This window comes from Pelomonas candidula (genome assembly GCF_043555985.1).
Classification (GTDB): domain Bacteria; phylum Pseudomonadota; class Gammaproteobacteria; order Burkholderiales; family Burkholderiaceae_C; genus Pelomonas; species Pelomonas candidula.
Genome location: NZ_JBIGIC010000003.1, coordinates 493,323 through 507,295, shown reverse-complemented (window position 1 = coordinate 507,295; position 13,973 = coordinate 493,323). Strand labels below are relative to the sequence as shown.

14 protein-coding genes are annotated in these 13,973 nt (G+C 70.9%); 10 read left to right on the top strand and 4 right to left on the bottom strand.

All coding sequences use genetic code 11. From position 1 onward, the window contains the following. Nucleotides 1-13 precede the first annotated feature (13 nt). On the bottom strand, nt 14-583 hold the full coding sequence (gene ssb / locus ACG04R_RS08565; protein WP_394408134.1) for a single-stranded DNA-binding protein: 570 nt from the start codon (nt 581-583) through the stop codon (nt 14-16). A gap of 158 nt (nt 584-741) precedes the next feature. On the opposite strand from ssb, the gene ACG04R_RS08560 reads away from it, so the two are divergent. The 6 genes from ACG04R_RS08560 (at nt 742) to ACG04R_RS08535 (ending at nt 5,261) form a co-directional block, all read left to right on the top strand. Next, nucleotides 742-1,833 (top strand): sensor histidine kinase, encoded by a 1,092-nt coding sequence (locus ACG04R_RS08560; RefSeq protein ID WP_394408131.1) that lies wholly within the window; start codon nt 742-744, stop codon nt 1,831-1,833. Next, complete coding sequence (locus tag ACG04R_RS08555) at nt 1,830-2,573, top strand: LytR/AlgR family response regulator transcription factor (RefSeq protein WP_394408128.1); 744 nt, start codon at nt 1,830-1,832, stop codon at nt 2,571-2,573. The genes ACG04R_RS08560 and ACG04R_RS08555 overlap by 4 nt, the downstream gene beginning before the upstream one ends. A 164-nt stretch (nt 2,574-2,737) precedes the next feature. Continuing rightward, nucleotides 2,738-3,523, top strand: a complete 786-nt coding sequence (locus ACG04R_RS08550; RefSeq protein WP_394408125.1) for a head GIN domain-containing protein — start codon at nt 2,738-2,740, stop codon at nt 3,521-3,523. Between the two features lie 69 nt (nt 3,524-3,592). Next, the gene (locus ACG04R_RS08545; RefSeq protein ID WP_394408122.1) at nt 3,593-4,471 is read left to right on the top strand and encodes a hypothetical protein; all 879 of its coding nucleotides are present in this window, start codon (nt 3,593-3,595) and stop codon (nt 4,469-4,471) included. A 25-nt stretch (nt 4,472-4,496) separates the two neighbouring features. Beyond that, nucleotides 4,497-4,712, top strand: coding sequence for a SlyX family protein (locus tag ACG04R_RS08540; protein ID WP_394408119.1), 216 nt, complete (start codon nt 4,497-4,499; stop codon nt 4,710-4,712). A gap of 12 nt (nt 4,713-4,724) precedes the next feature. Next, nucleotides 4,725-5,261: a CbrC family protein gene (locus ACG04R_RS08535; RefSeq protein WP_394408116.1), complete on the top strand. Its 537-nt coding sequence runs from the start codon at nt 4,725-4,727 to the stop codon at nt 5,259-5,261. A 4-nt stretch (nt 5,262-5,265) separates the two neighbouring features. Here ACG04R_RS08535 and ACG04R_RS08530 read toward each other — a convergent pair whose 3' ends face one another. Both ACG04R_RS08530 and ACG04R_RS08525 read right to left on the bottom strand, forming a co-directional pair. Next, a complete protein-coding gene (locus tag ACG04R_RS08530) occupies nt 5,266-5,751 on the bottom strand; it encodes a cupin domain-containing protein (protein WP_394408113.1) in 486 nt (161 codons plus the stop codon). 102 nt (nt 5,752-5,853) lie between these two features. Further along, the gene (locus ACG04R_RS08525; protein ID WP_394408110.1) at nt 5,854-7,173 is read right to left on the bottom strand and encodes an amidohydrolase; all 1,320 of its coding nucleotides are present in this window, start codon (nt 7,171-7,173) and stop codon (nt 5,854-5,856) included. 71 nt (nt 7,174-7,244) lie between these two features. Between ACG04R_RS08525 and recQ the strand changes: the two genes are divergently transcribed. Together recQ and ACG04R_RS08515 are read left to right on the top strand one after the other, a co-directional pair. Further along, a complete protein-coding gene (recQ, locus tag ACG04R_RS08520; RefSeq protein ID WP_394408107.1) occupies nt 7,245-9,122 on the top strand; it encodes a DNA helicase RecQ in 1,878 nt (625 codons plus the stop codon). 150 nt (nt 9,123-9,272) lie between these two features. Continuing rightward, complete coding sequence (locus ACG04R_RS08515) at nt 9,273-9,479, top strand: DUF3565 domain-containing protein (protein WP_394408104.1); 207 nt, start codon at nt 9,273-9,275, stop codon at nt 9,477-9,479. Here ACG04R_RS08515 and ACG04R_RS08510 read toward each other — a convergent pair. After that, nucleotides 9,476-9,748 carry a hypothetical protein gene (locus ACG04R_RS08510; protein WP_394408101.1) on the bottom strand — a complete coding sequence of 91 codons (273 nt, stop codon included), beginning with the start codon at nt 9,746-9,748 and terminating at the stop codon, nt 9,476-9,478. The genes ACG04R_RS08515 and ACG04R_RS08510 overlap by 4 nt on opposite strands. Nucleotides 9,749-9,945: 197 nt before the next feature. On the opposite strand from ACG04R_RS08510, the gene ACG04R_RS08505 reads away from it, so the two are divergent. Together ACG04R_RS08505 and ACG04R_RS08500 are read left to right on the top strand one after the other, a co-directional pair. After that, nucleotides 9,946-13,479 carry a hypothetical protein gene (locus ACG04R_RS08505; RefSeq protein ID WP_394408098.1) on the top strand — a complete coding sequence of 1,178 codons (3,534 nt, stop codon included), beginning with the start codon at nt 9,946-9,948 and terminating at the stop codon, nt 13,477-13,479. After that, complete coding sequence (locus ACG04R_RS08500; RefSeq protein WP_394408095.1) at nt 13,479-13,952, top strand: hypothetical protein; 474 nt, start codon at nt 13,479-13,481, stop codon at nt 13,950-13,952. Before ACG04R_RS08505 ends, ACG04R_RS08500 begins: the two co-directional genes overlap by 1 nt. Nucleotides 13,953-13,973: the final 21 nt, after the last annotated feature.

The window sequence follows — 13,973 nt, the reverse complement described above, 5'->3', positions numbered from 1 at the left end:
AGAGAGGTGTTTTCTAGAACGGAATATCGTCATCCATGTCGTCGAACCCCGTCGACGCCTTGGGCGCCGGAGCCGGGGCGCGCTGGGGCGCCGGGCGCGGCGCGGCCGGGCGGGCGGCCGGGCGGCCACCGCCGCCGAAGTCGTCGCCACCACCGTCACCGCCACCGCGGCTGTAGCCGCCACCGCCACCACCGCCGCCAGCACTGCGGCCGTAGCCACCACCGCCACCGCCTTCGTCACCGCCGCCATCGCGGCCGCCCAGCAGCTGCATTTCCTGGGCAATGATCTCGGTCGTGTAGGTGTCGCGACCTTCCTTGTCCTGCCACTTGCGGGTCTTCAGGCGGCCTTCGACGTACAGCGGGCGGCCCTTCTTGACGTACTCGCCGACGATCTCGGCCAGGCGGTCGTTGAAGACGACGCGGTGCCATTCGGTCTCTTCCTGGCGCTCGCCGGTCTCGCGATTCTTCCAGTTGCGCGTGGTGGCCAGGCTGAGGGTGACCCAGGCGCCGCCGCTGGGGTTGTAGCGGACCTCGGGGTCTTTGCCGACGTTGCCGATGATGATGACTTTGTTGACGCTGGCCATGACGCTCGTCCGAATTCGATGGGGAAGGGGACGAATTATGCCGGCCACCCCCGACCGGGGCCGTCAGCAACACCCCGGAGACCGCATCCCGCACCCCGAGGGCCGCACTTCGTCTCCCTGCCCGCCGGCGGGCCGCCGGGCCTCCCTAAGATGAAGCCATGACCACGATCAGCCCCCGCCACAGCAACCGCCGCCTCTGGTGCGCGTACGCCGGCGGCTGCGCGCTGGCCTGGTGCCTGTTCGTGCTGGCCGGCAGCGAGTTCGACCGCGGGCTGGACCCGTTCTGGCTGGCCGTCTACCAGGCGACGACGATGCTGTGGGCGCCGATGCTGCTGGGCACCGTCGTGTGGCCGGTGGCGCGCCGCCTGCACGCCAGCGACGCGGGAACCTCGGCCACGGCGATGGCGCATGTCCTGGCGGCGGTGGCGTTCTCCGCGCTGTGGCAGGCGGGCGAGTTCGCCGTCAACGCGGGGCTGTTCGGGGCGGACCATGCCGGCGCCGTGCTGGTGTCCGGCCTGCTGTGGCGGTCGGTGTGGGGCTTCGTGGTCTACGCGACCATCGCGACGGCGTTCACGGCGGTGCTGCAGTCGCGCGCGGCGCGCTCGGCGGCGGTGGCGGCGGCGCAGGCCGAGAGCGCGCTGGCCAAGGCCGAGCTGTCCGCCATCAGCGGCAAGCTGAACCCGCATTTCCTGTTCAACACGCTGAATTCGCTGATCGCGCTGACCCGCAAGGACCCCGCCGGCGCCGAGGCCGCGCTGCTGAAGTTCGCGTCCATGCTGCGCTATGTGCTCGACACCAAACGCGGTGCCGAGGACCGCGTCATGTTGTCCGACGAGATCGATTTCCTGCGCGACTACCTCGCGCTGGAGGCGCTGCGGCTGGGCACGCGGCTGCGCGTGGACTGGCAGCTGGAGGAGCGCGTGCTGGCCGACGAGCTGCCGCCGCTGACGCTGCAGCCGCTGGTCGAGAACTCCATCCTGCATGCCGTGGCACCGCGCAAGGCCGGCGGCCGCGTGACCATCAGCGCGCGCCGCAACGCGCTCAACCACGGGCTGGACCTGGCCGTCGAGGACGACGGCCCCGGCTGCGAGCCCGAGGCGCTGGAGCCCCAGCCCGGCCAGCGCCGCGGCGTGGGCCTGGCCGCGCTGAGGAAGCGCTTCGCGCTCGACTACGACGGCCGCGCCCGCCTGCGCATCCACACCGCCCCCGGCGCCGGGTTCCGCGTCGATTTGTTTATTCCCCAGACATGAGCACGACCACCGTCCTGATTGCCGAAGACGAACCCCTCGCCGCCGAGGCGCTGGCCGACTGGGTCAAGGCCACGCCGGGCCTGCAGCTCGTGGCCGTCTGCGCGGATGGCGAGGACGCGCTGGCGCAGATCCGTGCGCTGAAGCCCGCCCTCGTGCTGACCGACATCCAGATGCCCGGCCTGACCGGCCTGCAGGTCGTGCGCGAGCTCCAGCACGATGCCCACCAGCCGCGCATCATCTTCACGACCGCCTACGACGAGCACGCGCTGACCGCCTTCGAGCTGCACGCGGTGGACTACCTGCTCAAACCCTTCTCGCGCGAGCGCTTCGACGAGGCCGTGGCCCACGTGCTGCGCGACGCCACACCCAGCACCGCCGAGGTGGCGCAGGCGCTGGGCACGCCGGCCGACGCGCCGCTGACGCGGCTGCTGGTGCGCGACCAGGGCAAGATCTTCCCGCTGCAGGTCGGCGACATCGAGAGCCTGCGCTCCGACAACAAGTACACCGCCATCACCAGCAAGGGCCGCAGCTTCCTCGTGCGCCTGCCCATCGCCAGCTTTGAGACGCGGCTGGACCCGACGCGCTTCCTGCGCGTGCAGCGCGGCTGCATCGTCAACCTGGACTTCGTCGACAGCATGACGCCGGACGAGAACTCCCAGCTCGTCGTGCAGCTGCGCGACGGCACGCGCATCACCGCCAACCGCGAGGTCTCCAAGATGCTGAGGGAGCAATCGTTATGAACTTGGTGCCCCTCGCCCAGCCTCGTGTCGCTGAACGCGAACGAGTCCGGTCGGTCCCCCGAGGGGACGGCGATGCTTGCGGCGTCGAGCCGCAAGCACATCGCCCCAGGCGGGCCGGCTTGGGAGCGGCCCGGCGCTCGGCCCGCAATACCTGCTTGCTGCTCATGGCGATGTTCACCTTCGCGAGCTCAGCCCAGTCCCAGACCGCCGCCCCGGCCGCGCCCGCAGCGCCCGCCCCGTCGGCGTTGCCTGCACCTCAGGCCCTGCCCGCCCTCCCCGCGCCGCCTGCATTGCCGGCCGGCCCCGGCAAGCTCTACACACCCGGTGCCTTCGACCGCCTGGAGCTGGGCGGCGTGGCGCGCGTCGTGCTCGTGCAGGGCGAGCGTGACCAGGCCTTCATCGCGGGCGACGCCGACGTGCAGAAGAACGTGGAGGTCGAGCTCAGCGGCAACCAGCTCGTCATCCGCCCCGCCGGTGGGTGGAAGTTCTGGCACAGCGACAAGCTGTTCGTGCAGGTCGAGATGCGCCAGCTGCACCAGCTGTCCGTCTCGGGTGCCAGCGACGTGCGCGTGCCCGGCCCGCTGCGCACCGACCAGCTCAAGCTGATCATCAGCGGGGCCGGCAACGTGCGCATGGACCAGCTGCAGGCCCGCCAGCTCACCTTCGGCATCAGCGGTGCCGGCGACGGCCAGCTGGGCGGGCGCGTGGACGAGCTGGCGTTGCAGATCTCCGGCAAGGGCAAGGTCGTCGCCGATCGCCTGCAGGCGCAGAAGGCGCGCGTCAGCGTCAGCGGCATCGGCAGCGTGCTGCTGTGGGTCACGGACGACCTCACCGCCCACATCTCGGGCGTCGGCTCGGTGGACTACTACGGCAACCCCTCGGTGCAGCGCTCGGTGTCGGGCATGGGGTCGATCTCGGGCAAGGGCGACAGGCCGGGCGACCGGCGATAGTCAGTCTTGAGGTTGCGGCCGGCCCGGGGCCGCAGTCCACTGCCGGTCTCATCCCGTAGACCCGCCGCCATGTCGCACCCCGTCAAGCTCATCAGCCCCTACGACCTAATGGGCGACACGCCCTTCCCGCTCGACCTGTATGGCCAGCGCTTCCTCGCGCAGGGCGACTCGTGGTTCTCCATCGGCGCCATCCCGCCCTACCTGACCACCAACGTGCTGGCCGAGCTGGTGCTGGAGCGCGGGGCCGTGGCGGTGAACTGCGCGGCGCCCGGCGCGGTGCTGCGCCGCATGACGGACGCGGTGCGCGCGCCGCAGTTCGTGAACCTGCTGTGCGGCAACGTCGCCTGGACCTGGAGCGCCATCCTCGTCTCGGGCGGCGGCAACGACCTCATCGAGGCCATCGGCGCGCCGCCCACCGCGCCGCGCCACCAGCGCCTGCTGCTGACGCCCGCCGAGCGCGGCGTGGCCAGCGATGCGGCCAGCTACCTCAGCGACGACGGCTGGCAGACCTTCACGACCTACCTGCGCGCCGTCTTCGCCGGCCTGCTGGACCTGCGCGACAGCGGCGTCAACAAGCAGACGCCGCTGCTGATGCACAACTACGCGCTGCTGCGCCCTCGCCCGGCGTCGGCCGGCCTGAACTTCGGCCCCTGGCTGCAGCCCGCGCTGCAGACCTTCGGCGTGCCGGATACCGTCTGGCTGGACGTCGGCGAGCTGCTGATGACGAAGCTGGGCGACCTGCTGCTGGCACTGGCGGGCGACCGGGCCGCCAGCCATCCCGATGCCGGCCCCATCCAGATCGTCGACAGCCAGGCTGCGGGTCTGGTGCTGGCGGACGCCGGCAGCAGCGGCGCGTCCGGCGACTGGGCCAACGAGATCCACCCCACGCGTGGCGGCTACGACAAGGTGGCCGCCAAATGGGCCGAGGCGCTGGACGCGCTGCCTTGATCCGGGTTCTGGCCCAATACAGGGCATGGACGACCTGCACACCCTGGAACAACGCATCACCGACCTCGAGATCAAGGCCAGCTTCGCGGAGGACACCGTCGAGCAGCTCAACCAGGTCGTCGTGCGCCAGCAGGCGCAGATCGACCGGCTGATCCGCGAGCTCGTCGAGCTGCGCGACCGCACGGCGGCCGAGCCCGGCGCGCCGCGCACGCTGCGCGACGAACTGCCGCCGCACTACTGATCCGGAGCCCCGATGGACAACCTGTTTCCCGATTTCCGCTACCACGCCGACCCGCTGGCCACCGGGGCCGTCGAGCCGCGGCGCATCGAATGCGCCTGCTGCGGCCAGGCCCGCGACTTCGTCTACGTGCAGCCGGTCTACGCGACTCGCGATCTGGACGAGAAGCTGTGCCCCTGGTGCATTGCCGACGGCTCGGCGGCGGGCAAGCTGGGCGCGAGCTTCTCGGACGCACAGCCGCTGCGCGAGGCCGGCCTCGCGCAGGACGTCATCGACGAGGTGAGCCTGCGCACGCCGGGCTACTCGTCCTGGCAGCAGGAAGAGTGGCTGGTGCATTGCGACGACGCCTGCGTATTCCATGGCGATGCGTCGGAGGACGACGTGGCGGACGCCAGCGACGCGACCAAGGCCGACTGGCGCCAGCACTACGGCAAGACCGAGAAGCAGTGGGGCGCCGCCATCCGCGACTACGAACCGGCCGGCGACAACGCGTTCTACAAGTTCGTCTGCCGGCACTGCGGCCTGGTGCGGCTGGGCTGGGACTGCCCTTGAGTGCTCAAGGCTCCCCCTCCCAGTAGTCCAGCCCGGCCTCGCGCCGCTGCAGCAGCCGCACACCCTCGCTGAACACGCCGATCTTGCCCGAGTCCGGGTACTCGCAGACCTCGGGCTTCTCCATCGTGCTGATGCTGAGGTAGTGCAGCGGCGCGTCGGAGGTGTTGATGATGTGGTGCGGGTAGTCCGGCCCCGGCGGGATGGTGATGACGTCGCCGGCCTTGATCGGCACCCGCTCACCGGCCACGCGCAGCGTGCCCTCACCCTGCAGCACGACGAACATCTCCTCCTCGGCATGGTGCAGGTGGTAGGGGCAGCTCATCTGGCCCGGCGCGACGATGTCGAAGCTGGCACCGAGCTTCTTCGCCGCGGTGCCGCGGGTGAGGCTGGCGGTCTCGGTGTCGTACAACGGCGCGCGCACGAAGCGCTCGCGCGGGGCGTCGTGGAAGTTGCGGATCAGCACGTGGCGCAGTTCGTCGGCTGTGGGCATGGCGTGTCCCGGTTTGGAGAGGCCGGTCATCATCCCGGCCAGCCCGCCTGCCGGCAACCCGGCGGCTGACAGTGCGTGTCAGCAATGGCGCCGCGGGGGGCGTCAGGGCTTGCCCAGCAGGGCCAGCACGGTGGCGCTGGTGATCTTGATGCCGGTCTTGATGCTGGGCTCGGGCACCGGCGCGAACTGCGGCGAATGGTTGTAGGGCAGCGGCGTGGCACCGGGCCTGGCCGCCGCCTCGACGCGCTCCGGCGGGTAGACGCCGAAGTGCATGAACAGCGACGGGATGCCCAGCAGCGCGTAGACGGAGAAGTCCTCGCTGGCGGTGGCGGGCTTGGCCACCAGCACCTTGTCGGCGCCCAGGCTGCCCTTGATGGCCGCCTCGACGCGGTGGATGACGCCGTCGTCGTTCATGACCGCGCCGACGCCCGGCGTGATGGTGATCTCGGGCTCCGGCGCGCCGGACGCAGCAGCGACGTGCTGGGCCGTGCGGCGCAGGCCGGCGAGCAGCACCTCGCGCACCTCGGGCAGGTAGGAGCGGATGGTGCCGCGCAGCACGGCCTGGTCCGGGATGATGTTGCCCACCGTGCCGGCCTGGAAGGCGCCGACGGTGATGACGCCGAACTCGCGCGGGTCCTTCTCGCGGCTGATGACGGCCTGCACGTCGGTGACGAAGCGCGCCGCCATCGCGATGGGGTCGATGGTGGCCTGCGGCGCCGAGCCGTGGCCGCCGCGGCCCTTGAAGGTGATCTCGAAGCTGTCGGCGGCCGACATGGCGGGCCCGGCGCGGAATTGCACGGTGCCGTAGGCGCCGTTGCCGGTGTGGATGGCCAGCGCGATGTCGGGCCTGGGGAAGCGGGTGAAGAGGCCGTCCGCCACCATGGCGCGGGCGCCGGCCAGGATTTCCTCCGCCGGCTGGGCGATGAACATCAGCCGGCCCTGCCAGCGGTCCTTCAGCGCGACCAGCGTGCGCGCCGCGCCCACCCAGGCGGCCATGTGCACGTCATGGCCGCAGCTGTGGGCGACGAAGGTCTCGCGGCCGTTGGACATCGCCTTGGCACGGCTGGCATAGGGCAGGCCGGTCTTCTCCTCCATCGGCAGCGCGTCCAGCTCCGTGCGCACCATGACGGTGGGGCCGGCGCCGTTCTCGTAGATCGCGACGAGGCCCGTCTTGCCGACACCCTCGGTCACCGTGAAGCCCAGCGCGCGCATCTCGGCGGCCAGCCTGGCGGCCGTGCGCACCTCCTCGAAGGCAATCTCGGGGTGGCTGTGGAGGTCCTGGTAAAGGGCCTGGAGCGCCGGGTAGGCGCGGTCGGCCTGGCCGGCGACGGCGCTGTTCAGCGCCGCGGTCTGGGCGCCGGCGGACCCGGTGAGCGCGGCGAGGATGGCCAGCGACAGGCTGGCGAGACGGTGACGCAGCATGCGGAACTCCCTGATGTTGGACGACCGGCCCGGGCCCGTGCCGGCCGGCGGCGACAATCCCGGCCTTCGCCATGCAGTCGCCCCCTCATCATTCCCCCGCCACGGACACGCCGCAAGCCGTGCTGTCCCAGGTCTTCGGCTACACCGCCTTCCGCGGCCAACAGGCCGACATCGTCGAACAGGTCGCCGCCGGTGGCGACGCGCTGGTGCTGATGCCCACCGGCGGCGGCAAGAGCCTGTGCTACCAGGTGCCGGCCATCCTGCGCCACCAGCGCGGCCAGGGCGTGGCCATCGTCGTCAGCCCGCTGATCGCGCTGATGCACGACCAGGTCGGCGCGCTGGAGGAGGCCGGCGTGCACGCCGCCTTCCTGAACTCCAGCCTGACCGGCGAGGAGGCCAGCCGCGTCGAGCGCGAGATGATGAGCGGGCGCCTCACGTTGCTGTACGCAGCGCCCGAGCGGCTGACGACGCCGCGCTTCCTGGCCCAGCTGGAGAGCCTGCGCGAGCGCGGCCTGCTGTCGATGTTCGCCATCGACGAGGCGCACTGCGTCAGCCAGTGGGGGCACGACTTCCGCTCGGAATACCTGCAGCTGAGCCTGCTGCACGAGCGCTTCCCCGAGGTGCCGCGCATCGCGCTGACTGCGACCGCCGATGACCTGACGCGCGCCGACATCATCGAACGGCTGCAGCTGCAGGACGCGCGCGTCTTCATCAGCAGCTTCGACCGGCCCAACATCCGCTACCTCATCGTCGAGAAGAACGGCTCGCCGCGAGACCAGCTGCTGCGCTTCATCCAGGACGACCACGAGGGCGAGGCCGGTGTCATCTACTGCCAGAGCCGCAAGAAGGTGGAAGAGACCGCCGAGTGGCTGAAGAGCGAGGGCATCAACGCGCTGCCCTACCACGCCGGCCTGGACGCCGACGTGCGCCGCCGCCACCAGGACCGCTTCCTGCGCGAGGAAGGGCTGGTCATCGTCGCGACCATCGCCTTCGGCATGGGCATCGACAAGCCCGACGTGCGCTTCGTCGCCCACCTGGACCTGCCCAAGAACATCGAGGCCTACTACCAGGAGACCGGCCGGGCGGGCCGCGACGGCGCGCCCGCCGAGGCCTGGATGACCTACGGCCTGGCCGACGTCGTCAACCAGCGCCGCATGATCGACGAGAGCCCGGCGGACGAGGTCTTCAAGCAGGGCCAGCGCGGCAAGCTCGATGCGCTGCTGGCGCTGTGCGAGGCGACCGACTGCCGGCGTGTGCGGCTGCTGGCCTACTTCGGCGAGATGTCGACGGCCTGCGGCAATTGCGACAACTGCCTGAACCCGCCGGCCACCTGGGACGCCACCGAGGCGGCGCGCAAGCTGCTGTCCTGCATCTACCGCTTCCATCAGCGCGGCCAGAGCTTCGGCGCCGGCCATCTGATCGACGTGCTGCGCGGCAAGGTGACGGACAAGACCCGGCAGCATGGTCACGACAAGCTGTCGACCTGGGGCTGCGGTGCGGACCTGTCCGAGCAGCAGTGGCGCGCCGTGCTGCGCCAGCTGATCGCGCTGGGCCACGTGGCCGCCGAGGGCGAGTTCAACACGCTGGCGCTGCAGGACAGCGCGCGTGCGGTGCTCAAGGGCGAGGTGGAGGTGAGGCTGCGCGAGGCCGAGGAGAAGAAGCCGCGCGGCCGGGCCGGCAAGGCTGGCCGGACGGCGAAGCCGAAGGCCGACCCGGCGCTGGGGCTGGACGCCGAGGCCGCCGAGCGCTTCGAGGCGCTGAAGTCCTGGCGCTCCGAGGTCGCCAAGGAGCACGGCCTGCCGGCCTACGTCATCTTCCAGAACACAACGTTGGCCGAGATGGCGCGGCAGATGCCGGGCGACCTGGCCGAGTTGGGCGAGATCAGCGGCGTGGGCGCCAAGAAGCTGGAAGCCTACGGGCGAGAAATCCTGCGGGTGTTGGGCAGATGAGATTCGCGGGCCGAGCGCCGGGCCGCTCCCAAGTCGGCCCGCTCAGGCGATGTGCATGCGGCTCGACGCCGCATGTATCGCCGTCCCCACGGGGGACCGGTCGGGCTTGCCTGCGTTCAGCAGCGCAAGACCGGACGAGGGGCATGTGAGATGGAACAGCCGATCACCGGCTTCCATCTCGATGAGGAGGGCCACTGGGTCGCGGAGCTGGCCTGTGGCCACAACCAGCACACGCGCCATGACCCGCCGTGGCAGAACCGGCCCTGGACGCAGACGCCCGAGGGCCGGTCCGGCGCGCTGGGCCGGCACCTGAACTGCGTCAAGTGCGACCAGGGCGCGCCGAAGGATCGACCTTAGCGAACGTTGCCCGTGTCGGCCGACGCCATCTGGGCGCCGTCCGCCGCCGGATCGCGCTTGCCGACGATGACGACGCGCGGCAGCTGCTGCACCTCGGCGTGGTGGCCCTCGATGACGACGCGTTCCAGCTGCACGATCCTGGGCTCGTCGCTCGGGCCGGTGAGGGTCATCCAGGTGGCGCCCGTCAGCGCGACGAGGGCGACCAGGGCGATGGCGCTGGCGGCCTGCAGGCGGCTGGTGCGGGTGGTGGTGGTGCTGATGCGGTTCATGTGGCTCTCCCGTGTCTGTGAGCCGGACTGTGCGCGCTCAGGGTTTTCCCGTCCGCGGGTTTGCGATGGGCCGCAGCTTTTGGCGGATGAATTGCGGCTGGCGGGGACGAGATTCCTAATCAAGCTTGTGGGCGCCATGTGCCTGTCCGTCACGGTCAAACCGCATACTCCGGCGCTCATCCAAGGGGAGAGCAAACATGGCACGCGGCAACGACGTCCAACTGGGCGGCATCACGGACCTGAACCTGCTGGCCGACGTCAAGCGCGGCTTCGTCGACGCGCTGGAGGTCGTCACCTACGTCGACCGCCTGCGCAAGGTGCTCAAGACGCTCAACGGCCTGCGCCTGGGCTCGCGCGAGTCCAGCTCGCCGGCCTCGCCCTACACCGACATCGTCGCCCGCTGGCGCATCGTCCACTCCTTCCGCTGGAGCATCGTGGAAGGCGTCGACGGCGCGCCGGACCGGCTGTTGCTCAGCGTCAATTTCGACGGCGGCTGGGAGCCCTACATGCGGGTCATCTGGGACCAGCTCGGCTCCACGCTGGACCTGATGCTGTGCCACACCGAGGGCTACACGCTGTCGCGCGACTGCAGCTTCGAGACCTACGCGCGCTGGGTGCGGGCGCACGAGGTGTCGGCCGACTTCCTGTTCATCGAGTCCGGCCGCACCGTCAGCGATGCCGAGTACCTCGGCCGGCTGGAGTCCGCCCAGCGCGGCCGTGCCAACGAGCTGGAATTCAACCGCCTGCGTGCGCCGGCCTCCGGCGAGACGCAGCCGCTGCCCACCGGCGACAAGGACCGCTTCGCGATGGCCGCGCGCGGGCTGGTGCCGCTGGCGGGCCTGTTCACGCTGCAGCGCTTCTTCGGCGCCCAGGCGCCCGACCGTGCCTGCCTGCTGCGCGCCACGCACGACATCCTGTTCGAGCTGATCGCACTGGACACCGCCAGGCAGTTCCCCAACGACGGCGGCAAGACGCCCGGCGGCCAGCTGCGCCTGCGCCATTACGAGATGCTGGGCTGGTTCGAGCAGCCGCTGCCCGAGCCGCAGGGCCAGGCGCGCGAGCTGTCGTTGAAGCCCGGCGACCTGCAGTGCTGCGTGCTGACCAAGCCGCCCGGCAACCGCGGCGGCCTGGTGCTGCTGCGCGTGGCCCAGCCGACGCAGGCCGTCGCCTGGCTCAGCACGGCGCCGGTGCAGCACGACAACGACGATGCGGCCCCGCTCGCCGTCTGGCGCCAGATCGCGCTGACGCTGTCGGGCCTGAAGGCGCTGGGCATCCCGGCCGCGCGGCTGGACCGCTTCCCGCAGGCCTTCAAGGAGGGCATGGCCGCGCGCGCCGGCCTGCTGGGCGACGTGCGCCACAACCACCCGACCCACTGGGCGCTGGCCCGCCACGTCAACGGCGTGGACCGCATCGCGCCGGCCGACGCCCACGTGCTGGTGCAGCTGCGCTTCCCCGCCGCCGAGCCCGGCGATGCGTTCTCGGCCGCCGACGACAAGCACCTGCGCGAGCTGGCCGAGGCGCTGACCGTCGGCACCGGACTGGCGCTGATGGCCATCGAGCCCATGCGCAGCAACGCCGCGGACAAGGAGAACTTCGGTTTCAAGGACGGCATCAGCCAGCCGCAACTGGCCGGCACCGCCACGCCGGGCCAGGCCTGGGACGACACCGTCAAGACCGGCGAGGTGCTGCAGGGCTTCCCGACCGAGCGCGACAAGGGCTACAGCGTCCCCGAGCAGCCCGACGCGCTGCTGGACCGCGGCAGCTTCCTCGTCGTGCGCAAGCTGCGCCAGTACACCGGCCGCTTCAGCCGCCGTACCTACGAGCAGGCCAAGAAGATCGGCCTGGACCACGACCTCGTGCTCGCCAAGCTGATGGGCCGCTGGCAGGACGGTCGCCCGCTCGCCGCGCCCGAGTCGGGCAGCGGCAACGACTTCAACTACGCCAAGGACGCGCAGGGCTCGGCCTGCCCCTTCCACGCCCACATCCGCCGCGTCAACCCGCGGGACCTGGCCGGCACGGCGTTCTCCAGGAGCCGCATGCCGCGCATCCTTCGTCGTGGCATGAGCTATGGCGCGCCGGTGCACGCCGACGCGCCGGACGACGAGGACCGCGGCCTCGTCTTCATGGCCTACAACGCTCACCTGGCCGAGCAGTTCGAGGTTGTGCAGCGCTGGGTGGCCGGCGGCAACGCCAGCGGCGGCTACTCGGCGCAGAGTGACCCGCTGCTGGGCGTGGTGGACGGCAGCGCCGGCCCGCGGCTGTTCCCGTTCGAGCACAACGGCAAGCCCTACGAGATCGACCTCGGCCCCGAACCCTTCGTCACACTGCAGTGGGGCGCCTACTTCTTCGTGCCGTCCATCGCCGCGCTGAAAGGCCTGCCGGGCCTCGTCGAGCTGCCCTTGCCGCTGCCGGCGCCCACGCCGGTGCCGGAGCGCGTGCCCGACCTGCAGGACAAGGCCGCGATGCAGCTCTGGCTGGAAGACACCAACACCCGCGACCAGGCCTGGGCCTGGGTGCGCGCCCAGCCCGGCGGCGTCGTCGACACGGCCTACGGCGTGCTGGTCGGCGCGGCCGAGCGTGTCTGCGAGGTGCTGAGGAACGTGCCCGACCGCTACTCCAACAGCGGCTACGGCGAGCGCATGCACGACTCCATCGGCGTGGGCTATCTGGGCCTGGACGATGACACCGGCCACCGCGAGCAGGCGCCCGCCATCAACGCCGCCATCGAGGCCTATGGCGAGGCGCAGTGCTACGCCGTGGCCTACCAGGTCGCGAAGGCGGGCCTGGCACAGCTGAAGAAGGAGGCGGTGGACCTGCTGGCCGCATTCCCGGACTCGCAGAAGCCCAAAGACCTGCCCACCGACACGCCGCTGGACTTCGAGCGCCTCAGCGAAGGCGTGCTCGCCAAGCTGTGCCAGCTGTGGTTCGGCCAGCCCGACGGCCACCGCATCTGGGGCACCGAGTTCCACGCCGAGGCCTATGCCGGCGCGCCGGGCGTGGGCCCGATCGCACCGCGCTGCCCGCGCGACCTGTTCAAGGTGTCGCGCCATGTGTTCGGCCCCTACCCGACCGATGCGGTGAAGGCCGAGGGCCGCGCCGCCGGCCAGCGCTTCACGGCCGCCGTGCAGGCCTGGCTGGACGAGCCCGGCACCCAGCTGCCGCACCTGGCGCAGCAGATCGTCGCCGCCGCCAAGGCGGTGCCGGAAGCGACGCCCGACCTGCCTGCGCGCACGCTGGCCGGCATCATGCTGGGCTTTCCGCCCACCACGCATGCCAACCTGCTGACCGTGCTGGCCGGTTGGGTGCAGACGCGCAAGCTGTGGGAGCTGCAGCCGCTGTGGAACGAGGTCAAGCCGGACGAGAAGACCGGCCTGCGCCCCTACGCCGAGGCCGTCGCACGGCTGCGCCCGACGATGATCGCGACGCTCAACGTGCGGCCCACGCCGTTCCAGATCTGGCGCAAGGCGCGTGTCGCGCACAAGCTCGGCCACGTGGACGTCGAACCGGGCCGCGTGCTCGTCGTGGGCCTGGGCTCGGCGACGCAGCAGGACCCGCTGCGCCACCACGTCGCCTTCGGCGGCGACCGCGCCGACCCCAACGGCGCGCCGCCGCACGCCTGCTCAGGCTACGGCATGGGCATGGGCGTCATGCTGGGCGTCATCGCGGCGGTGCTGGACGCGGGCGTCATGCGGTTCACGGGGGCGCCGACCGTGGTGGCGTTGGCGGTGTGATGGGAGCGAACGTGTGGCTGCGTTGCGGAATCGTTGCCGCGTTGCTTGCCTGCGCCTCGCTGGCGGGTGCGCAGTCAGTGTTCACCGTGCGGGCAGAGGCTGCACGTGAACCGGACGGCACGCGCATCGAGTTCACGTCGACGGCGCGCCAGTTGTGGACGCCGGCCGGCAGCGCCGAACCGCAATACCTGCGGTTTGTGTTGTATCGACCGCACCAGAGCCCACCGGAATTTCGGATCGAATCCTGGACCTTCGGTCGCGAAGGCTGTTGCCACCGTCTCGTTCGCGCCCGGCACTTCGACATCGTCACGTCTGAGCTTCTGAACATTGTTGCGCCCAACGCTTGTGCGGAGGATTTTGCGTTCGGCCGCTGGCTGAGCGCCACGTCGTTCAGCTTTCGGATGATTTGCCGGGACTTCGTCGCCGAACAGTTGCAAGGTGACGAGATCCGACTGCGCTTGGTCAAATCTTGAGCTTGTCCGGCCCGCACCAGA